We start from the raw sequence: 24,043 nt of genomic DNA on the forward strand, positions 1-24,043 counted from the left end.
TAATCACCAACTTCAAATATGGTCGCGATGGTAGGCAATACGTAGAGTTGATACTGTGAAACATCGCACAATTTGTTACAGAAATATGACAAAACGTTCTAATGTGAGCACGAAATCACATAACACGCTCAAATAACGCGCGAATATGCTCGAAATCAAACAATAACCTTATGAATTGTGGCTAAATGGCGTTAAACGAAAGCAGAGGAGCTGAAGATGACGGGACGTCTTGATAGCGAGGTCATTATCATCGGCGGCGGAGCAACCGGCGCCGGTATCGCCCGCGACTGCGCCCGGCGCGGATTACGAACGCTGCTCATTGAGCGCCATGATATCGCCACCGGGGCCACCGGCCGTAATCATGGACTGCTGCACAGCGGCGCCCGCTATGCGGTGACCGACAACGAATCCGCCCGCGAATGCATCAGTGAGAACCGCATCCTGCGCCGCATCGCCCGCCACTGCATTGAACCGACCAATGGGCTGTTTATCACCCTGCCTGAAGATGACATGGCCTGGCAGCAAACCTTTATCGACGCCTGTCAGCAGGCTGGCATAGAGGCCACGCCGCTCTCGCCGCAGGACGCGCTGCGCCAGGAGCCCGCCGTCAACCCGACGCTGCTGGGCGCAGTGCAGGTCCCGGACGGCACCATCGACCCGTTTCGCCTCACCGCAGCCAATATGCTCGACGCCCGCGAACACGGCGCGCAGATCCTTACCGGCTGCGAAGTAACAAGCCTGCTGCGCCAGAGCGATCGCGTCTGTGGCGTCCAGGTATACGACCGCCAACTTCACCAGGCCCGCACGCTGTACGCCGGGGTGGTGGTTAACGCCGCCGGGATCTGGGGGCAGCGCATTGCGCAATATGCCGACCTGCGCATCACCATGTTCCCGGCGAAGGGATCGCTGTTGATCCTTGACCACCGGATTAACAACCTGGTGATCAACCGCTGCCGTAAGCCGGCCGACGCCGATATTCTGGTGCCCGGGGATACCATCTCGCTGATCGGCACCACCTCAATGCATATTCCTTATGACGACATTGACGACAACCGGGTAACGACGGCGGAAGTCGATACCCTGCTGCGCGAAGGCGAAAAGCTGGCGCCGATCATGGGCCGCACCCGGATCCTCCGCGCCTACTCCGGCGTCCGCCCGCTGGTGGCCAGCGATAACGATCCCAGCGGGCGCAGCGTCAGCCGCGGCATCGTCCTGCTCGACCATGCCCAGCGTGACGGTATGGAAGGCTTCATTACTATCACCGGCGGCAAGCTGATGACCTATCGCCTGATGGCCGAGTGGGCCACCGACGCCGTCTGTCGTAAGCTGGGAAACACCACCCCCTGTAGCACGGCCGAGACCCCGCTGCCCGGTTCACAGGAGCCAACGGAAAGTACCCTGCAAAAAATTATCTCCCTCCCCACCCCGCTGCGCGGCTCGGCCGTCTACCGTCACGGCGATCGCACTCCGGCCTGGCTTGGCGATAGCCGCCAGCACCGTAGCCTGGTCTGCGAATGCGAAGCCGTTACCGCTGGCGAAGTGAAATACGCGGTGGAAAATCTGGCGGTCAACACCCTCCTCGACCTGCGCCGCCGCACCCGGATTGGCATGGGCACCTGCCAGGGGGAACTCTGCGCCTGCCGCGCTGCCGGAATGTTGCAGCGCTTTAACGTCACCACCCCCGCGCAGTCGTTGACCCAGCTCTCGGCGTTTCTCAATGAACGCTGGAAGGGCGTGCAGCCCATCGCCTGGGGCGACGCACTGCGCGAAAGCGAATTCACCCGCTGGGTCTACCTCGGCCTGTGCGGACTGCCACAGGAGCACCAGGATGAAGTTTGATTGCGCAATTGTCGGCGGCGGGCTCGCCGGCCTGTTGTGCGGGCTGGCGCTGAATCAGTACGGCCTGCGCAGCGTCATTATCAGCCGCGGGCAGAGCGCGCTGCATTTTTCCTCCGCGTCGTTAGACCTGCTCTCGGCGCTGCCGAACGGCGATAACGTTACTGACGTCGCACAAGGTCTGCAGCAACTCGCTGAACAGCTTCCTGAACACCCTTATTCCCGGCTCGGCGCCGGGGCGGTACTCGAATACGCGACACAGACCGAAGCCCTGCTGGCCGCCTGCGGCGCGAACATGCAAGGCGAAGCGCGCCAACCTCATCTGCGGGTGACCCCGCTGGGGACGTTGCGACCGGCGTGGCTGTCGCCGGAAGAGGTTCCGCTGGCACCCTTCGCGCAGCAACACGTATGCCTGGTAGGGATTAGCGGTTTTGCTGATTTTCAGCCGCATCTCGCCGCCGCCGCGCTCGGTCAACACGGAGTTACCGCCGCGGCGGTGGAAATCGAGTTACCGGTGCTGGATGTGCTGCGTGACAACCCCACCGAGTTTCGCGCCGCTAACATCGCCCGCGTGCTGGATGATGAGAATCTATGGCCGGCCCTGCATGCAGCGCTGCTGCCGCTGGCACAGCAGCATGACCTGCTGATCATGCCCGCCTGTTTTGGCCTCGCCGACGATCGCCTGTACCGCTGGCTGCAGACGCGTCTGCCCTGCCCGCTGCGTCTGCTGCCGACGCTGCCGCCTTCGGTGCCGGGGATGCGTTTACATTCTCAGCTGCAACGCCAGTTCATTCGTGGGGGCGGCACCTGGCTTGCTGGCGATGAAGTGGTGAAAATCAGCCATCAGCAGGGCGCCGTCGAGGCCGTCTGGACGCGAAATCACGGCGATGTCGCGCTGCGTCCGCGTTTCACCGTGCTGGCCAGCGGCAGCTTTTTCAGCAACGGTCTTGTCGCCACTCGCGATAGCGTGCGCGAGCCGATCCTCGGCCTCGATCTGCAGCAGACCCTGCCACGGGAAAGCTGGTACCAGCGCGATTTCTTCGTCTCACAACCGTGGCAGCGCTTCGGCGTGAAAACCGATGCCCTGCTGCGCCCCGTGCTGGGCGGGCAGCCGTTCCATAATCTGTTCGCCATTGGCTCATTGATCGGCGGGTTCGATGCCATTCAGCTCGGCTGTGGCGGCGGCGTCTGCGCCGTCACCGCGCTGCACGCCGCCAGACAGATCCACGCCCTTGCCGGAGACCGGCCATGAACGATACCCGTTTTGAAAGCTGCATTAAGTGCACGGTCTGTACCACCACCTGCCCGGTAAGTCGGGTCAATCCACGCTATCCCGGCCCGAAACAGGCGGGGCCGGACGGCGAACGTCTGCGTCTGAAGGATGGCGCGCTGTACGACGAGGCGCTGAAGTACTGCATTAACTGCAAGCGCTGCGAGGTTGCCTGCCCGTCGGATGTGAAAATTGGCGATATCATTCAGCGCGCCCGGGCACAGTACGGCCAGCAAAAGCCGACCCTGCGCGACGCCATCCTCAGCCATACCGACCTGATGGGCACCCTTTCCACTCCCTTTGCCCCCCTGGTCAACGCCACGACCGGTTTAAAACCGGTGCGCCGCCTGCTCGACGCGGCGCTTAAAATCGATCACCGGCGTACGCTGCCGAAATATGGCTTCGGCACCTTCCGCCGCGCTTACCGCCAGCTCGCGGCCAGACAGGCGGAGTATCCTGAGCAGGTGGTCTTCTTTCATGGCTGCTACGTCAACTATAACCACCCGCAGCTGGGTAAGGATCTGATCCGCGTCGTCAACGCGCTGGGTACCGGTGTGCAGTTGTTATCAAAGGAAAAATGCTGCGGCGTGCCGCTGATCGCCAACGGCTTTTTCGACAAGGCGCATAAGCAGGCGCAGAGTAACGTCGCTGCGATGCGGGAAAACACGCTGCCGATCATTGCCACCTCCTCGACCTGCACCTTTACGCTACGTGATGAATACCCTCATCTCCTCGATGTCGACAACAGCGATCTTCGCGATCGGGTCGAGCTGGCCACCCGCTGGATCTGGAAACAGCTGGATGCCGGCAAGACGCTACCGCTGCGCCGGCTGCCGCTGAAGGTGGTCTATCACACCCCGTGTCATATGGAAAAGATGGGCTGGTCGCTGTATACCCTCGAGCTGCTGCGGCTGATCCCCGGCCTGCAGCTGGAGGTGCTGGATTCACAGTGCTGCGGCATCGCCGGCACCTACGGGTTTAAAAGTGAGAATTATGCGGTATCCCAGGCTATCGGCGCCCCGCTGTTCCGCCAGATTGAGGAGAGCGGCGCCGACATCGTCGTGACCGACTGCGAGACCTGCAAGTGGCAGATTGAGATGTCCACCCGCAAACGCTGCGAGCATCCGCTGACGGTACTGGCGCAAGCGCTCGCCTGAGCCCAGCGCCAGCCTCCGCCATCAATAGTTAATAGCTCGCTTTCTCCTGCGGCTGGGCGCAGGTGGGTTTGAACATCGCCAGCCGGCGGTCCAGCGCCTGGGTATACAGCATGGTGTCCACCCCGACCGCCACGAAGTTGGCCCCCCAGGCAAGACATTTTTCTGCCATCGCCGGGTCGACTGCCAGAAATCCGGCCGCTTTCCCCGCCGCGCGAATGCGCCGGATGCTCTGCTCGATCACCTGCTGCACGTCAGGATGGCCGGCATCGTCCGGGTGACCCAGCGAGGCGGAGAGATCCGCCGGACCGATAAACACCCCGTCAATGCCGTCCACCTCAAGAATCGCGTCCAGATTCTCCAGCGCGGTTCGGCTCTCGACCTGTATCAGCAGACAGAGTTCGTCATTCGCCTCCGCCATATAATTCTCTATCCTTCCCCAGCGCGCCGCTCTCGCCACGCCAGCGCCAACACCGCGGCTACCGATGGGCGGATAACGGGTCGCCGAGACCACTTCCCGCGCTTGCTCGGCGGTATCGACCATCGGCACCAGCAAGGTTCTGGCGCCAATATCCAGCACCTGTTTTATCAGGCTGCGGTTGCCCTCGACCGGACGAATGACCGGCTGGCTGGCGTAGGGGGCAATCGCCTGCAGCTGATGATAAAGGTCCTGAATGGTGTTCGGGGCATGCTCGCCGTCGATCAGCAGCCAGTCGTATCCCGAGGTCGCGGCGATCTCGGCCATGTAGGAGGAGGTGGAGCTCAGCCACAGGCCGATTTGCGTCTCACCGCGTAATAATCCCCGTTTGAAGGGGTTAGATAACAGTGCGTTCATAGCGATTCCTTTATTCAATGCTGTACGCTGCCGCGCTGGGGTACCGCGCGGGTAAGGCTCAATGAAAAGATAATGACCACCCCGACAATGGCGACGCCGGCCAGGATTAACAGTCCGGCGGCGCTGCTGGCGAACAAATTTTCGGCCTGCACGCGCACGATCGGCGCCAGAAAACCGCCGATGGCGCCAAACAGGTTAACAAAGCCAATCCCGGCGGCCAGCGCTGTGCCGGACAGCAGCTGCGTCGGCATCGTCCAGAAGACCGGCTGCACGGCAATCACCCCAACCGCCGCCACGCACAGCGCGATGATAGCCAGCACCGGCGCCACCAGTCCGGACACCGCAATCCCGACCGCCGCCGCCAACAGCGTCAGCGCGGCAATATTGCGCCGCTCGCCGGTGCGATCGGAGTAGCGAGGGATAAGCCAGGTGCCAAACAGCGCTGCCACCCACGGGATAGCCGTCACCACCGAGGCAACGAAGCCAACTTTGGTGCCCAGCAGCGCAGCAACCTGGGTGGGCAGGAAGAAAATCAGACCATAGACCGCCACCTGAATGGTCAGATAAATCAGCGCCAGCTGCCAGACCCGCCCGTTACGCAGCGCATCGGACAGGCGCGAGGCAATCTTTTTCTCCTCCTCGCGCGCCAGCTCGCCGATCAGCGCCTGTTTCTCCTCTATGCTCAGGAAGCGGGCATGCTGCGGCGAATCGTCCAGCCAGAAGAAGGTGAACGCTCCCGCGGCGACGGCGAGCAAGCCTTCAATGACGAACATCCAGAACCAGCCGGGATGGCCCATCAACCCATGCATCTCCAGCAGCGCACCGGATAAAGGCGATCCCAGCGTCAGGGCCAGCGGCGCCCCCATATAAAACAGCCCCATAATGCTGGCGCGGTTTTGCTGGGGAAACCACTGTGAAGTGAGGTAGATCATTCCGGGAAAGAAGCCCGCCTCCGCCGCGCCCAGCAGGGTACGTACCAGCAGGAATTTCGCTTCCGTATCCGCCCACGCCATCGCCGCCGACAGCACGCCCCACAGGAGAGTGGTGAAGCCGATCCATTTTCTGGCGCCAAATTTGCGCATCAGCAGATTGGCCGGCACCCCGAGGAAGGCATAGACCACAAAGAAGATACCGGCCCCCAGCGCGTAGGCCTCATTGCTGAGCCCGGTATCCAGTTGGTAGGTCTCTTTGGCGAAACCGATATTCGAACGGTCAAGAAACGCCAGCACGTACAGCGCCAGCATAAAGGGGATTAAGCGGGCGCGGTTTTTCTTCACCACGCTCTCCAGCAGAGTGTTGCTCATCATAATATCCTCAGGCGCGGGCCGCCGGGCGGCCCGACGCAATCAGTGTTGATAAGGACGCTTCAGGTTGCAGTCGCGATTGAGCTCGACGCCAAAGCCGGGTTTATCCAGGACCGATTTATGAATGCGCCCTCTCTCCGGCACCGGCTCGCCGAGCAGGATCGGGTCGAACTGCGGACGCAGCGTGGCGCAGTCCGGGCTGGTCATCAGAAACTCGCTGAACGGCGTGTTGGTGAAGGTGATCACCGCATGATGGGAGTAAACCGACGAGCCGTGGGGCACCACCAGCTGCCCGCGCGCTTTGGCGATGGCCGCGATCTCCACCAGGGTGGTTAAGCCGCCGCACCAGCCGACGTCGGGCTGCATAATATCGATGCCGGTTTCCGACAGGGTGCGGAAGGACTGCAGTGTGCCGTGGTGCTCGCCGCTGGTCACCATCATCCCGGCCGGCGCCTGGCGCTTCAGCTCGCGATAGCCTTCATACTGCTGCGGCGGCAGGCACTCTTCGATCCACTTGAGGTTATAAGGGGCGCAGGCATGGGCAAGTTTGGTGGCATAGTTAACGTCCTGGCTCATCCAGCAGTCCAGCATTAACCAGAAATCCGGGCCGCACTTTTCACGCATATCCGCCACCATGGCGACGTCTTTGCGGATCCCGGCGTCGCCATCGTGCGGCCCCCAGTGGGTGGGCATTTTGCCGCCGATAAAGCCCATCTCCTGCGCCAGGTCCGGACGCGCGCCGGTGGCATAGAACTGGATTTCGTCGCGCACCGCCCCGCCCAACAGTTTGTAGACCGGCAGGCCAACCACTTTCCCGAACAGATCCCACAGCGCCAGGTCGACACAGGAGAGGGTATTCATTACCAGGCCGCCGGATCCCGCGTAGTAAAGGGTGGCGTTAAGCATCTGGTCATGGATCAGTTTGATATCGCTGACGCATTTGCCTTCGATAAAGCGGTTGAGATGTTTTTCCACGATAAAGCAGCCCATCTCCCCGGCCGTCGACACCGCAAAGCCGGTCTGTCCGTTGTCGGCTTCCACTTCCACAATCAGCGTGCCCAGCACGTTGATGCCAAAAGACTGGCGGGACTGCTCATACTCTTTATATTTGCTCATCGGGGTGGCGATATGATCGTCAATCCAGTGGTTAGCCCCCTGGTCGTGGTAATCACCGCCGCCGGCGCCCTGCTCTGCTGTGGCGCCGCCGGTAAACCAGGCGCGGACGTGTTTAATTTTCGGTAGGGTCATGATGTTCTCCTTATGATGAGGCGAGTTGTTCGAAGGGGCTTTTCCACCCCAGCAGACGGGAAATATCTTTCGCGCAGGCAATCGCCTTACCGGCCAGATAATCGCGATTGTCTTCATTGATTTGCAGACGGGTGCCCACCACCGAGATGGCGGCGGTCAGGTCGTTATTGGCGTTAAATACCGGGGCGGCCACGCAGCGCACATCCAGATAGTCCTCGCCATTATCAAAGCTCCAGCCCCGAGCGCGAATGCGCCCCAGCTCCTCCCGCAGCTGTTGAGCATCGGTGATGGTCGTTGGCGTGGCCCGCTCCCACTGCAGGTCGTCGATAATCGACGCCTGAACGCTGGCGGGCTGCCAGGCCAGCAAACATTTGCCGATCCCGGAGCGATAAAGCGACAGGCTCTTGCCTTCGTGCGAACGCACGCTAATGGTGGCAGGAGACTCAATTTTAAGAATGTAGTAGGCGTTACCCTGATCGATGATGCCCAGATGACAAAGCAGGCCGCACTCATCCATCAGTCGGGTGAGGCGCGGACGCGCCAGCTCGCGCAGATCCATTTTGCTCAGCGCCTGCCCGGCCAGCTCCACCAGCTTGGTCCACAGGCAGTAGTTATCCTGATTATCCATACTGATGAAGCGCTGCTTTTTTAGCTCGCCCAGCAGCAGATAAACCGTGCTTTTCGGGATCCCCAGTTCGGCAATGATGGTGGCTGCGCTGCAGGGACCAATCCGGCTGATTAAATTGAGGATCTCAATCGCGCGGGTCAGCGCCGGGACTTTTGTTGATTCCAACATACTGGACTCCAATCCTGAATACTGGAATCAGTGTTGCGATTGTGCGGGCGGTAAAGTGTGAGCGATATCGCGGGGCAATCGTTTTCCCGTATGCTGGACCATCCGCTGCAGATTATTGCGACTTAACGCACAGAATTTTTTCAGGAGAGTACAACAGGCTGGACAACCGGCGCCCGGGAGAAGCCCGCGCGCCGGAGGAAACGACTTACAGCGAGAGGGAATCCACCACGTTAATCCAGCCATGTTCGCTGGCCAGCGGTTGACCATTCAGCCAGCGACGCAGCATATTTAATGCCATCATGGCGCAGACTTCCTGGCGTACCGCCAGGCTGTGGCGGGTGACGCTAAACTTCACGCGCAGCGCGAAGGTGCCGTCCGGGGTGGCCAGGGCCACGTTAAGATGATCGTTCTCCTGGCCGCTCACCGCCAGGGCCAGGCCGGCAAAATGGTTTATTCGCCGCTCGGCCGCCCAGCGAGCCGCCTGCGCCAGCGTCTCCTCCTGCGCCGGAACCACTTCGCTGGCCAGCAGCGGCGCGCCGGCGCGGGACAGCTGCAGCGCCAGCAGGCCGCCGGTAAACTGCTCGCTGAGCGTCAGGCTCAGCTGCCGCTCCTGCAGGCAGCGCGCAATCTGCGCCGGTAACCCTTCCGTGCCTTCGAAAATCAGACTGTCGCCAGCCACCTTGCGGACTTCCGGCCACAGGGCCAGCATGGCGTCGCGCTGGTCAGCCGGTCCGGTTAGCTTGAGTTCGATAATCGGCATCGACGAACGGTAACCCATCACCACGCCAGGCGGTAACGTCAGCGGATTGAGGCTTTGCGCCAGCTCGCTCTCCGAGCGGCCAAAGGTGGTCAAACGCAGGCATACCGGCGGTTCCGGCAGCGTAAAGCGCTGACGCAGACGCGGTAAAATCTCCTGCTCGACCATCACCTTAAATTCAGAAGGTACACCGGGGGTGAAAAACATCAGGCAGCGGTTGAGCTGAACGGCAAAGCCACAGGCCGTGCCGACCGGGTTATTGATCATCTCGGCGCTGGCGGGGATTTCCGCCTGCTTGCGGTTACTTTCCGCCATCGGCCGGCCGCGCTCGGCAAAGAAACGGGTCATGGTTTCCAGCCACTCCGGATGCAAAATAAGCCCTTCGCCTTTCGCGGTGGCGGCGGCCAGCGCGCTCAGATCGTCGCTGGTCGGCCCAAGGCCGCCGTTAACGATCAGCACATCCGCCTGTTCGCTGCGTTCGCGCAGAATCGCCACCAGCGCATCAAGATCGTCGCCAACGGTATGGCGGCGCGTTAACGGTAACCCCTGATTAAAAAAGAAATCCGCCAGCCATGCCGCATTGGTATCAACGATTTGACCATGCAACACTTCATCGCCAGTGGACAGCATTTCCACATTCAACATTGCTCACTCCTTGCCTGCCAGGTGGCAAATACTATAACGCAAAGCGGGATGCTGACGAGGAGGAAAATCTGGCGCGGCAAGAAGATACCGCGCCGGAGGAGATTAGAAGCTGGCGCTGGCGCCGATGTACGGACCGTCGGCGATGGTGTTATCGCGGTTGCCATCTTTACCCGCCAGGTTCAGATAGCGATAGCCTGCCTGGATGCTGAGCGGACGCATGATGGTCCAGCTGGCGCCGACATTAGCTTCCTGATAGCTGTCAATGCCGCTGGAGAGGGAATCCGGCGAGTAGTAGTAGTCGCCGTACAGGCGGAAGCTGTCGCCAATTTTCCACTGCAGGCCGCCGCCGACCGCTGCTGCATAACCTTCATCGCCCTGTTTCGGGTTGGTGTATACGCCTTTACCGCCCACGGTCGCGAGGAACGGCCCCAGCGGAATATTGAGCCCCAGGCCTAAACCCGCGGCGTCGCCGTCGTTATCGCTATGCAGCCAGTTACCGGAAACGGCCAGGCCGGTAGACTCCGTGCCAAACCCGACGCCAAGATTGGTGTAATGCTCGCCTGCTTCACCGGTAACGCTGATCGCATGGGCCGCGGAAGAAACCAGCATGACGCCAGCCAGCGCCATAAAAATGCTTTTTTTCATTATTTACTCTATCCAGAAAATTAAAATCAAAGAAGTCCCGAAAAAACCTGAAAATTCTACTGCGCACCCGTCAGGAATCAATGACCTGGCGAAATGAATTTTCACAAGAGTGTAACCAGTTGCGTTTTTTTACGGCATCGGGCGTTGCCAGAATGACGAACCGCCCATTCAGCGCCATGAATATTCATGCTTATTATGATTAACGCTGATACATTGACGAAGACAGAGAGCTGACGCCGCACGATCGGCGCGGCGCGGGTGGATAAGGGAATAATTAATGCTGCAGCCGGGCCAGACATTCCGGGGCGAGGCCGGTCAGTTTCGCCACCAGCGACAGGTCGAGTCCGCTAGCGAGCATCGCCCGGGCAATACGCTCCGCGGTCTGCTGCTCACCTTGCTCCAGACCTTGTTGCAGACCTTGTTGCAGACCTTGCTTTAACCCTTGCTGATGGCCGCGTTGTTCCAGAAACTGGGCAATATTCATGAGCGTCTCCTTGTGCGACCGCCGGGGAACGCTTTGCGCAAGATGGCGCAAAAAAGCGACCGGATCGGCGGCGTTTCCTGCCTGTAACAGATAATGCAGCAGCGTCTTTAGCTGCCTGCGGCTAGTGTATCCCAGAGCTAACAGGCTGACCAGCTGCTCGTGCAGGTCCATCATGTCGCGCTGGCGGATATGCTTCTGCAGCAGCTCCAGCATCGCCACACGCCGGTGGCGCATGATTTCATCATCCGGGGTGGTGGTGATATCGATTAAGGGAAAATCATCACCATAGATCCGCCGCGCAACGTCCGGATCGGCAAAGCCTGCCAGCCAGCACATCGGGTACGGCCAGGGCGAAACGCGGCCATGATAAAACAGCAGGGGGATAACCAGCGGCAGCTGCGTATGCCCCTTATCCAGATGACGTTGCATCGCGGCGATGGCATAGCGCATCAGGCGAAAGGCCATATGGCGGTCCGCCGAGCTTTGGTGCTCAATCAACAGATAGATATAGCCCTCCCCCGCCTGCGTTTGCAGCGAGTAAAGGATATCGGAATGACTCGCTCGTAGCTCATCGTCAATAAAGCTCCCGGATTCCAGTTGCAGCGTATTCAGGTTGCATAACGCGCGCAGCGGTCCGGGGAGATGAATGTCAAGGAAGTCCTTTGCCGTCGCCCGGTGCGACAACAGGTGTTTAAATACGGCGTCATGCGGGGAATGGGGCGCCCTGTCCATGGCGAAACTCCATGCGATTATTTTCACCTAACTTAACACCCAACAGGACCAGGGCCGCATTTCGCTTGCGGTTTACCGAGGCGGCTCGCAAACTATTTCATCGGCATACCGCCCCATCCCTCTGAAGGAGAAAAACCGTGCGCCAAAGGACGATTGTTTGCCCGCTTATCCAGAATGAAGGCCATTATCTGCTCTGCAAAATGGCCGCCGACCGCGGGGTTTTTCCCGGGCAATGGGCCTTATCCGGCGGCGGCGTGGAGCCAGGGGAGCGTATTGAAGAGGCGCTGCGGCGGGAGATACGCGAAGAGCTTGGCGAAAAACTCATTCTTACCCATATCGCGCCGTGGAGCTTTCGCGATGATACCCGCGTCAAAACTTACCCGGATGGTCGGCAGGAAACGATCTATATGATCTACCTGATCTTCGACTGCGTCAGCGCCAATCGCGACGTGACGATCAACGACGAGTTTGACGATTACGCCTGGGTCAAAGCAGAAGATCTCAAAAACTACGATCTCAATGCCGCCACCCGCGTTACGCTCAGCCAGAAAGGGCTACTTTAGTCCAGCATACCACGTTCAACCCACCCGGCGTTATGCCGCGGGATATGGCGGGTGGCTACGATACGGTCGCATACGTCTGCTGTCTGGCCCATTCGCGCAGCGCCTGACGGGAAATCTTAATCCCACCGTTCTTTAACGTGTCCGGCAGCCGTAGCCAACGCACTGGCTGCTGGAAGCGCGCTAACCGCTCAGCGCTCCATGTCGCCAGCGCGCTCAACTCGCAGCCGTCATCGCATTCCACCACGGCGACCGGGCGTTGACCATATTCGACATCATCCAGCGGTACAATAAACACCTGTTGTACCGCTGGATATGCGAGTATCACGCGCTCGACCTCTTCCGGTTGAATACCTTCGCCGCCGCTAAAAAAAAGATTATCCAGTCGCCCAACAACCGTCAGCCGACCATTGTGTAATTCCCCGCGATCGCGTGTCGCAAACCAGCCTTCATCATTGGTTAATGGCATTAACTGACCGTCGCGCCAGTAACCCGCCGCCATACTCGACGCCCGCAGCCAGATCTCGCCGGCGACAATTTTCACCTCCCGCCCCGGCAGCGGTTCGCCCACATCCGCCGCGCCGTCGGCCGCTTTGGCACAGACCGTGGAAGCGAACTCGGTGAGGCCGTAGCCGCAGAAACTGCGTATTCCCTGCGCGAGGGCACGCTCAGTCAATTCGACCGGGATCGCTGCGCCGCCGAGCAGCACCGCCTTGAGGGAAAGCGCAGCATCATCATTCAGCAGGCGCCACAGCTGAGTCGGCACCAGCGAAGCATGGGTACAGCCCTGCAGCATCTGCGCCAGCGGTTGCTTGTCGCGCACCGTCATTCGCGCGCCGGCCAGCAGCCAGCGCCAGATGATCCCCTGCCCGGAGACATGAAACAACGGCAGCGACAGTAGCCAGTCGTCTTCTGCGGCAAACGGCATCAGCGCCAGCACGCCAGCGGCGCTGGCCAGATGGGCGCTGGCGCTATGTACCGCCGCTTTCGGCAGGCCGGTTGAGCCGGAGGTTAACGTCATCGACACCAGCCGTTCGCCATGCCAGCAAACGGCATGGACGCCTTCGGCCGCCTGCAGAGTTAACGCCGGTAAATCCCCCGGCAGCGCAGCACCATTCAGCACCAGCTGATGCTGGACGTTTAACGCAGGCAGCAGTTCCTGCAGCAACACCTCTGGCAGCTGCGGATTCAGCGGCAACACCCGCGCCCCGCACTGCAGCAATGCCAGCCAGGCGAGTAGCGTCTCCGGCTGGTTGTAGGCCCGGAGCGCCACGCCATGACCTTCCATAACGCCCTGCGCGGCAAAGCCGGCCGCCAGCGCGTCAACCCGCGCGCATAGCTCACGCCAGGTCAGCAGCCGATCGTTCAGGCGTAACGCCTGCGCCTCACCGCGTAACTGGCGCCAGTGGCGCCATGGCCAGTCGGAAAACATCACAGCAGCGGCTCCAGCGCATCAATGTTGATCATCGGCAGCGTACTTTCCGGCCACGGCCGTACCAGTTGGGCGCTCATCAGCGCCAGCGTATCGAGTCCGGGGATGGTCTGCGGCGTCAGCCAGGCGGCAACCCGCGCCAGCTGGGTTAACCCGAGGCTGGACTCGATTGACGAGCTAATCACCGCGCTAAGCCCCAGGGCGTGTGCCGCGGCGACCTGTTGCTGAACCTTTTGCACACTGCCGGTCAGCGTCGGTTTGATCACCACCGCGCGCACGCCGGGCTCCGCGACAAAGCGGAAATCCGCCTCGCGCAGGCTTTCATCCCAGGCGATAGCGATCCCCGTCTCGCGGCTAAAGGCCCGCGAATCCTCCCGCGTTTTGCAGGGTTCCTCAAGAAACGCAATGCGCTGGCGATATGCGGGATTGACGTATTTGGCGAACTGCTGCGCTTTAAGCGGCGTCCACGCCCGGTTGGCATCCAGCCGCAGCTGGAGATCGGGGATGGCTTCCAGTAGCAGATTAACCACCATGCCGTCGCGGACCGCCTCCCACAGACCCACTTTCACCTTAGCGACTTTCTCGCCGGGCATCGCCGCCAGTTTGGCGAACAGCTCATCCGGATCGCCGGAACAGAGCGGCGCTGCGCGATAATCCGCGGCCTGCGGTAGTTCGCCGTAAAGCTCCGCCTGCGCGCAGCTAATACCAAAAGCGACAGAAGGCAGTGTGGGAAGCGGCGGTTCCGCGCCGTCGCGCCAGGCCTGCGCCCACGCCAGCAGCGCCGTTTGCGCCTCTTCCAGCGTCTCGTCACTGAATCCCGGCAGGGGAGAAATTTCCCCCCAGCCTTCGCGTTCATCCTCCTGCAGGCGGATGAACAGCCCGTCGCGGGTTTTTAACCGCCGTTCGCGCAGAACCACGCCCGCGTCCATCGGGATCTGCCAGCGGTAAACCTGCGAAACGCGCATTATGGATTCCGTTTAAATTTGCTGAAGTCCGGCTGACGTTTCTGGTTGAAGGCATTGCGGCCTTCCTGCCCTTCTTCCGTCATGTAGAACAGCATGGTGGCGTTGCCCGCCAGCTCCTGCAGACCGGCCTGGCCGTCGCAGTCGGCGTTCAGCGCCGCTTTCAGGCAGCGCAGCGCCATTGGGCTGTTTTGCAGCATTTCACGGCACCAGCGCACGGTCTCTTTTTCCAGCTCCGCCAGCGGAACTACGGTATTCACCAGCCCCATGTCCAGCGCCTGCTGGGCGTCATACTGACGGCACAGGAACCAGATTTCGCGCGCTTTTTTCTGCCCGACGATACGCGCCATATAGGAGGCGCCCCAGCCGCCATCAAAGGAGCCGACTTTTGGCCCGGTCTGGCCGAAGATGGCATTGTCCGCCGCGATGGTCAGATCGCACATCATGTGCAGCACGTGGCCGCCGCCGATAGAGTAGCCGGCCACCATCGCCACCACCGGTTTCGGGCAAGTGCGGATCTGGCGCTGGAAGTCGAGCACGTTGAGATGGTGAACGCCGGAGTCGTCCTGATAGCCGCCGTAGTCGCCGCGGACTTTCTGGTCGCCGCCGGCGCAGAAGGCTTTCTCACCTTCACCGGTCAGGACAATCACCCCGATATTGTCGTCATAGCGGGCATCCGCCAGCGCCTGAATCATCTCTTTGACGGTCAGCGGGCGGAAGGCGTTGCGTACCTGTGGGCGGTTGATGGTGATTTTGGCAATGCCGTCGGCCGATTTGTGATAGCGAATATCGGTATAGCCTTCGGAACAATCGTGCCATTCCACAGGGGCATAGAGCATTGCTTCATCAAGAGAGATCATAGAATGTCCTTCAGTTAACTTGCCAGAATCTGCGCCAGACAAGCAATCACCGCGGCGGGGTTGTCCCGGTGCGCGTTGTGTCCGGCATGGTGAATGATATGGGTATCGGCAGCGAGCGCTTGCGCGATGGCGCGAAACTTCGCGTCGCGTTCGCCACACAGGTAGTGAAAAGGAAAATCGCGCGCCTGCAGAGGCGCGCGCAGATCGGCCTGCCCGGCAAGGGAGGTTGCCTGCAGCATCGCCGCCAGCGTGGCGCCGTTATTGCGGCTACGTAAGGCGACCAATGACTCGCGCTGCGCGGCATCCAGTGAGGCAAAAACCGGCTGCTGATACCAGTCGGCAAAGACCTGCGCCAACGGATCGCGGCGAAAACGTTCTGCCCAGGCGCGGTCATTGCTGCGCCGCGCCTGCCGCGCTTCTGCATCCTGCAGGCCAGGATGGCCGCCTTCAACGATCAGGCCGCGCAGGCCCGCACGCGGCTGACAGGCGAAGTTCATCGCCACCCGGCCGCCCAGTGAGTAGCCAATCAGCCAGTAGTTAAGGATGTTGTAACTATTAAGCGTAGCCAGCAGCAGAGTATTGACCCCGGCAAAGTCCTGTACCGCGATATCCGCGGAGCCGCCGTGGCCCGGCAGATCGAGATACAGACGCGGCCAGGCGGGAAAAGCGTCGCCCACTTCACGCCACTCGTCGCGGTCGCCGGAAAACCCGTGCAGAAACACCAGCCAGGGATAACCTGACTGGCCGTTGTCGACCGCGGCGCTGAGGGTCACAGGCGGCTTACCTGCGCCAGCAGCTGCTGGAGAGTCTGCGTGCCGTCAGTCTCGTTGACCGCCAGCTCAATCACCGTCGCCCCCGCCCTGCGCCAGGCACCCGCCAGCGCCTCATCCAGCGACTGCCAGTCATCGGGACGATGATAGGCCAGGCCGAACATCGCCGCCGCGTGGCTGAAATCCACGTCCTGCGGCATTAAATAGAACTGGCGGCGCTCGTCCTGCGGTGTCGGCAGCATAGAGAAAATCTGTCCGCCGTTGTTATTTACCACGATCAGCACCAGCGGCGCCGACGCCTGGCGCAGCAGGGCCAGCGAGTTAAGATCGTATAAGGCCGACAGATCGCCGACGATCGCCAGCGTCGGCCGCGCACTGGCGCGCTGCACGCCGGCGGCGGTGGCGATTAAACCATCAATCCCGCTGGCGCCGCGGTTGCTGTAAACCGGATACCCGGCCGGTAGCTGCGCCAGGGCGTCGATCAGGCGCACCACCAGACTGTTACCGACAAACAGTTGCCCCTGCTCCGGCAGATAGCGCCGAATGCGCTGCGCCAGCTGCGCTTCGCCAAAAGGCTCATTGCTGGCGACCGCGGCCTGCCACGCCTGCCCGGCCAGCTGCGGGATCACCGTCGCCCACGGCTGGCGTTTTTCCGCCGGATGCAGCTCAAGCCAGCGCTCAACGCTGGCGAGCAGACGGCGGCCGCGGTGCTGCGCCGGGTCGAGGCGGCCTGGCAGATTATCCACCAGCCAGTATTCATCCGGCTCACAGGTCGCCTGCCACTGGAGGACGCGTTTGCCGGTCAGGCTGCTGCCGAGCTGCACCACGATCTGCGCCTGCGCCAGTTCGCTGACCGCTTTACCGTTGCCCAGCCACAGGTCGGCGCACGGCAGCGGCTGCCCGGTCTGCGACAGGACATCGCCGATCAGCGGCCAGCCGAGAGTTTGCGCCCACTCAGCCACTTTTTTCCCTTCCGCGGCGCTCATTCTCCCCGCCACGACGACGCCGCGTTTTTGCCGCCAGAAGAACCAGTCGCGCTGCTTCTCGCTCTCTAACTGCAGCGCCTGACGCAGCCAGGGTTTATCGCTCTGCCACCAGTTGCCGAGCTGCTGCTGCCACTCCACGCCGGTCTCATCCATATCGCCATACAGCGGTTCGGCGAACGGACAGTTGATATGCACCCCGCCGGCGTGCAGCGCCCCCAGCGCCTGGTCGATGGTTGAGACCAGCCAGCGGGCAGGAATATCCTGCGAGGGACGCGGCAGAGAAATCGTCTGCGACGGATGGGAGGCAAACATTCCGGGCTGGCGGATCGCCTGGTTCGCGCCGCAGTCGATCAGCTCCGGTGGACGGTCGGCGGTCAACAGGATCAGCTTTTCGCCGGTGAGGCCCGCCTCAATCAGCGCCGGATAGAGGTTTGCGGTGGCGGTCCCGGAGGTGACTATCACCGCCACCGGCTGCCGGCTGGCCTTCGCCAGGCCGAGCGCCAGGTGGCCGAGGCCGCGTTCGTCGAAATGGGTATGATGTATAAAGGCGCGGTTTTCCGCCGCCGCCAGGGTTAAGGGTGTCGAGCGCGAACCCGGCGCGATGCAGATATGCTGCACGCCATGGCGCGTTAAAGCTTCCAGGATCACCGCCGCCCAGCGTCGGTTAAATGCGCTTACTGACATGAAATTGTCCGGTATCAAATATTGATGCTAAGTATAGATAAGGCAAAGTGACGACGTTTTGATATGCATCGTCATTCCCGCCTTATGGACACAGCAGCGAGCGCAGCCCGGCCGCTTTGTTGTCAATCTCCTGCCACTCCTGCTGCGCATCGGAGCCGCTGACGATCCCCGCTCCGGCATACAACCGCAGGGTGTCGTGGTCCACTTTCGCCGAACGCAGCGCCACGCAAAACTCGCTTTGCGCCAGCGACAGATAGCCGGCGGACCCGGCATACCATTCGCGGGCAAAGGGTTCATGGCGCTGAATGAATGCCAGCGCCGCCCGACGCGGCAGGCCGGCCACTGCGGCGGTGGGCTGCAGCTGCAGCAGACAGCGGCTGTCGTCAGGCGCCGCCAGCTCGGTCCAGATGCAGCGCCTGAGATGCTGCACCTTACGCAGCCTCACCACCTGCGGCGGCAGGACGTCCAGCGTCGAGGCCTCACTCTGCAGGCGCTGGCAGATATCCTCTACCACCAGCATGTTTTCCCGCTGGTTTTTGTCATCTTTCATCAACCAGTCGGCCAGTTGCTGCGCCTTCGCGTCTTCCTGATGGTTCGCGACGGTCCCTGCCAGCGCTTCGGTGCGCAGCAGCGCGCCGCGCCGGCGCCACAGCCGTTCCGGCGTGGAGCCGAAAAATGCCTGCCGGGCATTAAACGCCATCAGGAAATGAAAACAGTTAAGATTGCTGCGGCGGCTGGCCGCCATGATGCTCACGGCGTCCAGCGGCGCGGCAAACTGCAGGTCGGTTGCCCGCGCCAGTACCACTTTATCCATTTCACCGGCGCTAATCGCCTTAGTCGCCCGCGCAATCATTGCCTGCCATTGAGGATAGTCGGATGAGTGGCGCTCGCTCAGTAGCCGCGGGATAGCGCCAGGGGTCGCCTGAGTGGTGGTCAGACTGGCGAGAAACGCGCGGGCCGTCGCGGCATCCTCACGCAGGGAGATATCACTATGCAGCACCAGCCGCAGCACGGCCCTGCCGCCGCACCGGCGCCACTCCAGACGCGGCAGCACCAGGCTGCCCTGCTGCGGTTCAAACGCGTTCAGGCCGCAGATACGCAGATCCTGCCGCCCGGTCTGGCATAAAAAGCGGTTCGCCGCGTCGAGCGAGGAAAAGGTTTTTACCGCCCCCAGCGCCGCCAGTTCCTCATCGCCATTGCGCTGCTGCCAGTAAAACTGCGGCCATTGCGCCTGCTGGCCGCACCATAGTAGCGGATCGAACGTATCATTCAGCGGAAAGGCAATATCGATAATTCGCGTGCCGGGCGAGTCAGGAAAGGGCTCACTCAGGCCGTCACGTAAACGGGCCAGCGCAGTGGAAACAGACAGCACGCAAACCTCCACGGTAGTAAAACCCCACATTATAAGGGGTTCGACGGCGGAATAGCAGTACCCATGACGAGGGAGCGGGTTTTATCTTACCCGCTCGCCGGGCCAAAGCAGCGTGTGGACGAGGGTGCAGAGGGGTCAGATAGCGCGCTTTTCTCGCGCCATGCCAATGTGGGGGATGCCATCCTCATCATAGACCTCGGTCACCGGCGTAAACCCGAAGTGGGCGTAAAAGGATTGCAGGTGCGCCTGCGCCCCGAGGTAAATTGCCTTTTGCGGCCAGTACTGCTGACAACTGGCCAGCGCCTGCTCCATCAGCTGATAGCCGAGCTTCTCACCGCGGGCGGCGGGGCTAACGATGACCCGGCCAATCACCACCGGATCGTACGTCTCTTCGCTTTTGAGGATCCGCGCGTAGGCCAGCAGTTCGCCATCGCGCCAGCCGAGCAGATGGCGATTTTCACCGACCAAATCATCGCCGTCGACATCCTGATAGACGCACTGCTGCTCCACGACAAAGACTTCACTGCGCAATTTCAGCAGCGCATATAGCTGGGGAACGGTGAGTTCACTATGGTGGAGATCCTGCCAGGTCATCATCTGTAGCTCCTTATTGATATACTGATACTTTGCGACTCGCCCTGAGGACACTGGACGATGGAATTAACTTTTTTGGGGACATCCGCCGGGGTGCCGACCCGCACGCGTAATATGACGTCGATAATACTCAATTTGCAACAGCCGACCCGCGCCGAAATGTGGTTGTTTGACTGCGGTGAAGGGACCCAGCATCAGTTTCTTCGCACGCCCTATCACCCCGGCAAACTGAATAAAATTTTCATCACTCACCTGCACGGCGACCACCTGTTCGGCCTGCCCGGCCTGCTGTGCAGCCGCTCGATGCAGGGGAACTCTCTGCCCCTCACCCTCTACGGGCCAAAAGGGCTCAAAGAGTTTGTTGAGACCGCGCTGCGTCTGAGCGGTTCGTGGACCGACTATCCGCTCACCATCATCGAAGTCGGCCCTGGTCTGGTGTTCGACGAAGAGGGCTATCGGGTCACCGCGTACCCGCTCAGCCATCCGGTGGAGTGCTACGGGTATCGCATTGAGCAGCATGACAAGCCCGGCACCCTCGACGCCGCCCAGCTGATTGCCGATGGCGTGCCTCCCGGGCCGCTGTTCCATCAACTCAAGCGCGGACAGCGCGTCACGCTGGAAGATGGCCGGGTCATCGACGGCAGCCGCTATCTGGGGCCAGCGACCCCGGGTAAAACGCTGGCCATCTTCGGCGATACCGCCCCCTGCCCGCAGGCGCTGGAGATGGCTCGCGGGGCGGATGTGATGGTCCACGAAACCACCCTTGAGCAGGCGATGGCGGAGAAAGCCAATAGCCGCGGCCACTCCTCGAGCCAGCAGACCGCGGCGCTTGCCAAAGAAGCGGGGGTCGGCACGCTAATCGCTACCCACTTTAGCTCGCGCTACGATGCCGAAGGCTGCCTGAAGATGCTGGCGGAATGCCGGGAGATTTTCGCCAATACGCTACTGGCGGAAGACTTTATGGTCTACAAGATGGCGTAAAATCCGGGCATAAAAAAACCGCCATCCCGGCGGTTTTTTATTGAGTCAATCAACTTACATCAGCGGCGTCGCCAGCTGCACGATGCTAATCAGCGGCTGCGGCCAGATACCGAGCACCAGCACCAGCAGGGCGGAGATCAGCACCACGATACCGCCGGCGCTGTACTGCCAGTTCGACGGCGCATCGCGGTTCAGTTGCTCCGGTGCGCTCAGGTACAGGCTCACTGCCACGCGCAGATAGTAGTAGAGACCAATCGCCGAACCGACAACCACTGCGGCAACCAGCCACCACAGGTGCGCATGCACACCGACGGCCAGCACGTAGAACTTACCGATAAAGCCGAGGGTCATCGGAATACCGGCCAGCGACAGCATCATCACCGTCATGACCGCCGACAGAATCGGACGGTGCCAGAACAGGCCGCGGTAGGAGAACAGCGAGTCCGCATCCGGACCGCGGTACGGGCTGGACATCAGGCTGACCACGCCGAACGCGCCCAGGCTGCTGAACAGGTAACCGGCCAGGTAGACGCCAACGGCTTCCATCGACATTTCGCCGCTCTGCAGGGCGATCAGCGCCACCAGCAGATAACCGAGGTGGGAGATGGAGGAGTAGCCGAGCAGACGCTTAATGTTGGTCTGGCTCAGCGCCATCAGGTTACCGAAGATGATAGAGGCGAAGGCGATCAGGCCCAGCACCACGCGTACCGCTTCGCTGTTGCCCACCGGCATGTACAGGAACAGACGCATCACCACGCCGAAGATGGCGATCTTGCTGGCGGTCGCCAGGAAGGTGGAGACCGGCGCAGGCGCGCCCTGGTAAACGTCCGGCGTCCACAGATGGAACGGCACCAGCGACAGTTTAAAGCCAAGACCGACGATCATCAGACCGAGGCCCGCCAGCAGCAGCGGCTCGTGCAGCGTATTGTCCGCCAGGCTTTTACCCAGCGCGAGGAAGGACAGGTTGCCGGAGTTCGCATACACCAGCGCCATACCGAACAGCAGGAAAGACGAGGCTGCAGCGGAGAGGATAGTGTATTTGATGCTCGCTTCCAGCGAACGCTTCTGGCGGAAGGCGTAGCCGACCAGGCCGAACAGCGGTAGCGAAATCAGTTCGATACCGAGGAACAGCGCCGCCAGATGATTCGCACCGGCCAGCAGAATGCCGCCCAGCGCGGCGATCAGCACCAGCAGGTAGAACTCTTCTTTGTTGTCCTTGTAACCCTCAAGCCACGGGTAGGCGAAAGTACAGGTCGCGAGGCTCGCCAGCAGCACCAGCCCTGTGTAGAGCATGGCGTAGCCGTCAACACGGATCATCGGCGTGACGTCCATCGCCCCGTTCTGACCAACAAACCAGAGCGAGACCAGCGCAGCGTTAAGCCCGAGAACCGACAGCGTGGCATTGAGAAAATGATTGCGTCGCCACGCAATGGAGAGCATCACAACCACCACCGTCAAGCCGACGATCAGCAGCGGTAGCAGTGCGATCAGTTGTTGTGGAGTTATTGTCATGGCGAATTACGGCCTTGTAGTAGAAACAGAATTAACAAACCACTGCTGAATGTTGCTCATCGCAGCATGCGAGGTGTCGAGGATCGGCTGCGGGAAGAAGCCCAACAGCACCAGCAGCACCACCAGCAGCAAGATGATAGACAGTTCACGCAGGGACATCCCCGGCAGCGCTTTCGTCGCGATTTCGCTTTTCGCTTTACCGAAGTAGGCGCGATGCAGCATCGACAGCGAATAAACGGAAGCGAATACCAGACCAAAGGTCGAGATAACGGTGATCACCGGCACCACTTTATAGCTGCCGAACAGGATCATAAATTCGCCGACAAAGTTACCGGTGCCCGGCATCCCCAGGGTGGCGACAGCGAAGAACATCGACATCGCCGGCAGCCATTTAATTTTGCTCCACAAACCGCCCATCTGACGCATATCGCGGGTGTGCAGACGTTCGTACAGCTGGCCGCACAGAATAAACAGACCCGCCGCGGACAGACCGTGGGCGATCATCTGGATCACCGCCCCCTGATAAGCCAGCTGGCTGCCGGTGTAGATAGCAATCAGCACGAAGCCCATGTGGGAAACGGAGGTATAAGCGATCAGACGTTTGATATCGGTCTGGGCGAAGGCCATCCACGCGCCGTAGAAGATACCGATCACGCCCAGCCACATGGCGATGGGCGCAAACTCGGCGGAGGCGTTCGGGAACAGCGGCAGCGCAAAGCGCAGTAGACCGTAGGCCGCGGTTTTCAGCAAGATGCCCGCGAGGTCGACGGAACCGGCAGTCGGCGCCTGGGAGTGGGCGTCCGGCAGCCAGCCGTGCAGCGGTACCACCGGCATTTTCACCGCGAAGGCGATGAAGAAGCCCAGCATCAGCAGGTATTCCACGCCGTGGGACATCGGCGTTTTCAGCAGATCTTCATAGTTGAAGGTCCACACGCCGGTGGCGTTGAAGTGGACGAAGGCCAGCGCCAGAATGGCGATCAGCATCACCAGACCGCTCGCCTGGGTATAGATGAAGAACTTGGTGGCCGCTGTGATACGCGTTTTACCGTCCGAGGCTTTATGACCCCACAGTGCGATCAGGAAGTACATCGGCACCAACATCATTTCCCAGAAGAAGAAGAACAGGAACATGTCGATGGCGAGGAATACGCCGATGACGCCGCCCAGGATCCACATCAGGTTGAGGTGGAAGAAGCCCTGGTACTTTTCGATTTCGCGCCAGGAACAGAGCACCGCCAGCACGCCGAGGAGACCGGTCAGCACCACCATCAGCAGCGACAGGCCGTCGATCGCCAGATGGATGCTAATGCCGAAGCGTGGGATCCACGGCAGCACGAATTCCGACTGCCATTGCGGAATACCCGCGGATTGCGTCAGAGAATAGCCGCCCTGCATCCACAGCTGCAGGCCAAGCGCCAGCGTCAGTCCCATGGTAATCAGCGCGATCCAGCGCGGCACTTTCACGCCAAAGCGTTCGGTCTGCCAGCACAGGAAGCCGCCGATAAAGGGGATTAATATCAACCAAGGCAATAACATGGTGATTTTTATTCCTTATTTAAGTCCGGTTCAGGCTATCTTACTCGTCATAGCGAACGTCGGCTGTGCTCACAATCCTCACGCATTT

Annotated in this window: 21 protein-coding genes; 5 read left to right on the forward strand and 16 right to left on the reverse strand. The window is 60.9% G+C overall.

The annotated features are described in order from the left end of the window. Positions 1–216: 216 nt before the first annotated feature. Genes glpA through glpC form a run of 3 tightly spaced genes read left to right on the forward strand, consistent with a single transcriptional unit; the run spans position 217 to position 4,263 of the window. Entirely contained in the window at positions 217–1,839 is a 1,623-nt protein-coding gene (glpA, locus tag SPE70_RS18595) for an anaerobic glycerol-3-phosphate dehydrogenase subunit A (protein ID WP_064166905.1), read from the forward strand. Further along, positions 1,829–3,088 carry a glycerol-3-phosphate dehydrogenase subunit GlpB gene (glpB, locus tag SPE70_RS18600; RefSeq protein WP_064170371.1) on the forward strand — a complete coding sequence of 420 codons (1,260 nt, stop codon included), beginning with the start codon at positions 1,829–1,831 and terminating at the stop codon, positions 3,086–3,088. The genes glpA and glpB overlap by 11 nt, the downstream gene beginning before the upstream one ends. Beyond that, positions 3,085–4,263, forward strand: coding sequence for an anaerobic glycerol-3-phosphate dehydrogenase subunit GlpC (gene glpC, locus SPE70_RS18605; protein WP_064170370.1), 1,179 nt, complete (start codon positions 3,085–3,087; stop codon positions 4,261–4,263). Before glpB ends, glpC begins: the two co-directional genes overlap by 4 nt. A gap of 28 nt (positions 4,264–4,291) precedes the next feature. On the opposite strand, the gene yfaU is transcribed toward glpC, so the two are convergent. From yfaU to SPE70_RS18640, 7 genes are all read right to left on the reverse strand, one after another. Beyond that, the gene (gene yfaU / locus SPE70_RS18610) at positions 4,292–5,095 is read right to left on the reverse strand and encodes a 2-keto-3-deoxy-L-rhamnonate aldolase (RefSeq protein ID WP_023298024.1); all 804 of its coding nucleotides are present in this window, start codon (positions 5,093–5,095) and stop codon (positions 4,292–4,294) included. Positions 5,096–5,109: 14 nt separating this feature from the next. Beyond that, the gene (locus tag SPE70_RS18615; protein ID WP_064170369.1) at positions 5,110–6,399 is read right to left on the reverse strand and encodes an MFS transporter; all 1,290 of its coding nucleotides are present in this window, start codon (positions 6,397–6,399) and stop codon (positions 5,110–5,112) included. Between the two features lie 42 nt (positions 6,400–6,441). Further along, positions 6,442–7,647, reverse strand: coding sequence for an L-rhamnonate dehydratase (rhmD, locus tag SPE70_RS18620; protein ID WP_008803964.1), 1,206 nt, complete (start codon positions 7,645–7,647; stop codon positions 6,442–6,444). Between the two features lie 10 nt (positions 7,648–7,657). Continuing rightward, positions 7,658–8,443, reverse strand: a complete 786-nt coding sequence (locus SPE70_RS18625; RefSeq protein ID WP_324726399.1) for an IclR family transcriptional regulator — start codon at positions 8,441–8,443, stop codon at positions 7,658–7,660. Between the two features lie 205 nt (positions 8,444–8,648). Continuing rightward, entirely contained in the window at positions 8,649–9,845 is a 1,197-nt protein-coding gene (locus tag SPE70_RS18630) for a nicotinamide mononucleotide deamidase-related protein YfaY (RefSeq protein ID WP_008803962.1), read from the reverse strand. A 102-nt stretch (positions 9,846–9,947) separates the two neighbouring features. Further along, positions 9,948–10,490: a YfaZ family outer membrane protein gene (locus SPE70_RS18635; RefSeq protein WP_004201712.1), complete on the reverse strand. Its 543-nt coding sequence runs from the start codon at positions 10,488–10,490 to the stop codon at positions 9,948–9,950. Between the two features lie 274 nt (positions 10,491–10,764). Then, the gene (locus tag SPE70_RS18640) at positions 10,765–11,706 is read right to left on the reverse strand and encodes an Rpn family recombination-promoting nuclease/putative transposase (protein ID WP_040968757.1); all 942 of its coding nucleotides are present in this window, start codon (positions 11,704–11,706) and stop codon (positions 10,765–10,767) included. Positions 11,707–11,843: 137 nt separating this feature from the next. On the opposite strand from SPE70_RS18640, the gene nudI reads away from it, so the two are divergent. Beyond that, on the forward strand, positions 11,844–12,269 hold the full coding sequence (gene nudI, locus SPE70_RS18645) for a nucleoside triphosphatase NudI (protein ID WP_064170368.1): 426 nt from the start codon (positions 11,844–11,846) through the stop codon (positions 12,267–12,269). A gap of 55 nt (positions 12,270–12,324) precedes the next feature. Here nudI and menE read toward each other — a convergent pair whose 3' ends face one another. The 7 genes from menE to SPE70_RS18680 form a co-directional block, all read right to left on the reverse strand. Then, positions 12,325–13,701: an o-succinylbenzoate--CoA ligase gene (gene menE / locus SPE70_RS18650; RefSeq protein ID WP_064170367.1), complete on the reverse strand. Its 1,377-nt coding sequence runs from the start codon at positions 13,699–13,701 to the stop codon at positions 12,325–12,327. Beyond that, the gene (gene menC, locus SPE70_RS18655; RefSeq protein WP_022066041.1) at positions 13,698–14,663 is read right to left on the reverse strand and encodes an o-succinylbenzoate synthase; all 966 of its coding nucleotides are present in this window, start codon (positions 14,661–14,663) and stop codon (positions 13,698–13,700) included. Before menC ends, menE begins: the two co-directional genes overlap by 4 nt. Next, positions 14,663–15,520, reverse strand: a complete 858-nt coding sequence (gene menB / locus SPE70_RS18660; protein ID WP_008803957.1) for a 1,4-dihydroxy-2-naphthoyl-CoA synthase — start codon at positions 15,518–15,520, stop codon at positions 14,663–14,665. The genes menC and menB overlap by 1 nt, the downstream gene beginning before the upstream one ends. A gap of 14 nt (positions 15,521–15,534) precedes the next feature. Next, positions 15,535–16,293 (reverse strand): 2-succinyl-6-hydroxy-2,4-cyclohexadiene-1-carboxylate synthase, encoded by a 759-nt coding sequence (gene menH, locus SPE70_RS18665; RefSeq protein ID WP_008803956.1) that lies wholly within the window; start codon positions 16,291–16,293, stop codon positions 15,535–15,537. Beyond that, on the reverse strand, positions 16,290–17,960 hold the full coding sequence (gene menD, locus SPE70_RS18670; protein WP_012967516.1) for a 2-succinyl-5-enolpyruvyl-6-hydroxy-3-cyclohexene-1-carboxylic-acid synthase: 1,671 nt from the start codon (positions 17,958–17,960) through the stop codon (positions 16,290–16,292). Before menD ends, menH begins: the two co-directional genes overlap by 4 nt. A gap of 82 nt (positions 17,961–18,042) precedes the next feature. Continuing rightward, positions 18,043–19,332 carry an isochorismate synthase MenF gene (gene menF / locus SPE70_RS18675; RefSeq protein WP_023340570.1) on the reverse strand — a complete coding sequence of 430 codons (1,290 nt, stop codon included), beginning with the start codon at positions 19,330–19,332 and terminating at the stop codon, positions 18,043–18,045. Between the two features lie 135 nt (positions 19,333–19,467). Beyond that, positions 19,468–19,929 (reverse strand): GNAT family N-acetyltransferase, encoded by a 462-nt coding sequence (locus tag SPE70_RS18680; RefSeq protein WP_032737129.1) that lies wholly within the window; start codon positions 19,927–19,929, stop codon positions 19,468–19,470. A gap of 57 nt (positions 19,930–19,986) precedes the next feature. Here SPE70_RS18680 and rnz point away from each other — a divergent pair, with 57 nt between their 5' ends. Continuing rightward, positions 19,987–20,907 (forward strand): ribonuclease Z, encoded by a 921-nt coding sequence (gene rnz / locus SPE70_RS18685; RefSeq protein WP_023298031.1) that lies wholly within the window; start codon positions 19,987–19,989, stop codon positions 20,905–20,907. A 54-nt stretch (positions 20,908–20,961) separates the two neighbouring features. On the opposite strand, the gene nuoN is transcribed toward rnz, so the two are convergent. After that, positions 20,962–22,419, reverse strand: coding sequence for an NADH-quinone oxidoreductase subunit NuoN (nuoN, locus tag SPE70_RS18690; RefSeq protein ID WP_008803951.1), 1,458 nt, complete (start codon positions 22,417–22,419; stop codon positions 20,962–20,964). A 6-nt stretch (positions 22,420–22,425) separates the two neighbouring features. After that, positions 22,426–23,955: an NADH-quinone oxidoreductase subunit M gene (gene nuoM / locus SPE70_RS18695; protein WP_039102398.1), complete on the reverse strand. Its 1,530-nt coding sequence runs from the start codon at positions 23,953–23,955 to the stop codon at positions 22,426–22,428. Positions 23,956–24,043: the final 88 nt, after the last annotated feature.

It is taken from the genome of Klebsiella sp. ZJOU C1 (assembly GCF_035620215.1).
GTDB lineage: Bacteria > Pseudomonadota > Gammaproteobacteria > Enterobacterales > Enterobacteriaceae > Klebsiella > Klebsiella variicola.

Excerpts from the sequence above, each read along its gene's own strand:
- glpA (WP_064166905.1), top strand. The coding sequence starts at position 217 with ATGACGGGACGTCTTGATAGCGAGGTCATTATCATCGGCGGCGGAGCA.
- glpB (WP_064170371.1), top strand. The coding sequence starts at position 1,829 with ATGAAGTTTGATTGCGCAATTGTCGGCGGCGGGCTCGCCGGCCTGTTG.
- glpC (WP_064170370.1), top strand. The coding sequence starts at position 3,085 with ATGAACGATACCCGTTTTGAAAGCTGCATTAAGTGCACGGTCTGTACC.
- yfaU (WP_023298024.1), bottom strand. The coding sequence starts at position 5,095 with ATGAACGCACTGTTATCTAACCCCTTCAAACGGGGATTATTACGCGGT.
- SPE70_RS18615 (WP_064170369.1), bottom strand. The coding sequence starts at position 6,399 with ATGAGCAACACTCTGCTGGAGAGCGTGGTGAAGAAAAACCGCGCCCGC.
- rhmD (WP_008803964.1), bottom strand. The coding sequence starts at position 7,647 with ATGACCCTACCGAAAATTAAACACGTCCGCGCCTGGTTTACCGGCGGC.
- SPE70_RS18625 (WP_324726399.1), bottom strand. The coding sequence starts at position 8,443 with ATGTTGGAATCAACAAAAGTCCCGGCGCTGACCCGCGCGATTGAGATC.
- SPE70_RS18630 (WP_008803962.1), bottom strand. The coding sequence starts at position 9,845 with ATGTTGAATGTGGAAATGCTGTCCACTGGCGATGAAGTGTTGCATGGT.
- SPE70_RS18635 (WP_004201712.1), bottom strand. The coding sequence starts at position 10,490 with ATGAAAAAAAGCATTTTTATGGCGCTGGCTGGCGTCATGCTGGTTTCT.
- SPE70_RS18640 (WP_040968757.1), bottom strand. The coding sequence starts at position 11,706 with ATGGACAGGGCGCCCCATTCCCCGCATGACGCCGTATTTAAACACCTG.
- menC (WP_022066041.1), bottom strand. The coding sequence starts at position 14,663 with ATGCGCGTTTCGCAGGTTTACCGCTGGCAGATCCCGATGGACGCGGGC.
- menB (WP_008803957.1), bottom strand. The coding sequence starts at position 15,520 with ATGATCTCTCTTGATGAAGCAATGCTCTATGCCCCTGTGGAATGGCAC.
- menD (WP_012967516.1), bottom strand. The coding sequence starts at position 17,960 with ATGTCAGTAAGCGCATTTAACCGACGCTGGGCGGCGGTGATCCTGGAA.
- SPE70_RS18680 (WP_032737129.1), bottom strand. The coding sequence starts at position 19,929 with ATGATGACCTGGCAGGATCTCCACCATAGTGAACTCACCGTTCCCCAG.
- rnz (WP_023298031.1), top strand. The coding sequence starts at position 19,987 with ATGGAATTAACTTTTTTGGGGACATCCGCCGGGGTGCCGACCCGCACG.
- nuoN (WP_008803951.1), bottom strand. The coding sequence starts at position 22,419 with ATGACAATAACTCCACAACAACTGATCGCACTGCTACCGCTGCTGATC.
- nuoM (WP_039102398.1), bottom strand. The coding sequence starts at position 23,955 with ATGTTATTGCCTTGGTTGATATTAATCCCCTTTATCGGCGGCTTCCTG.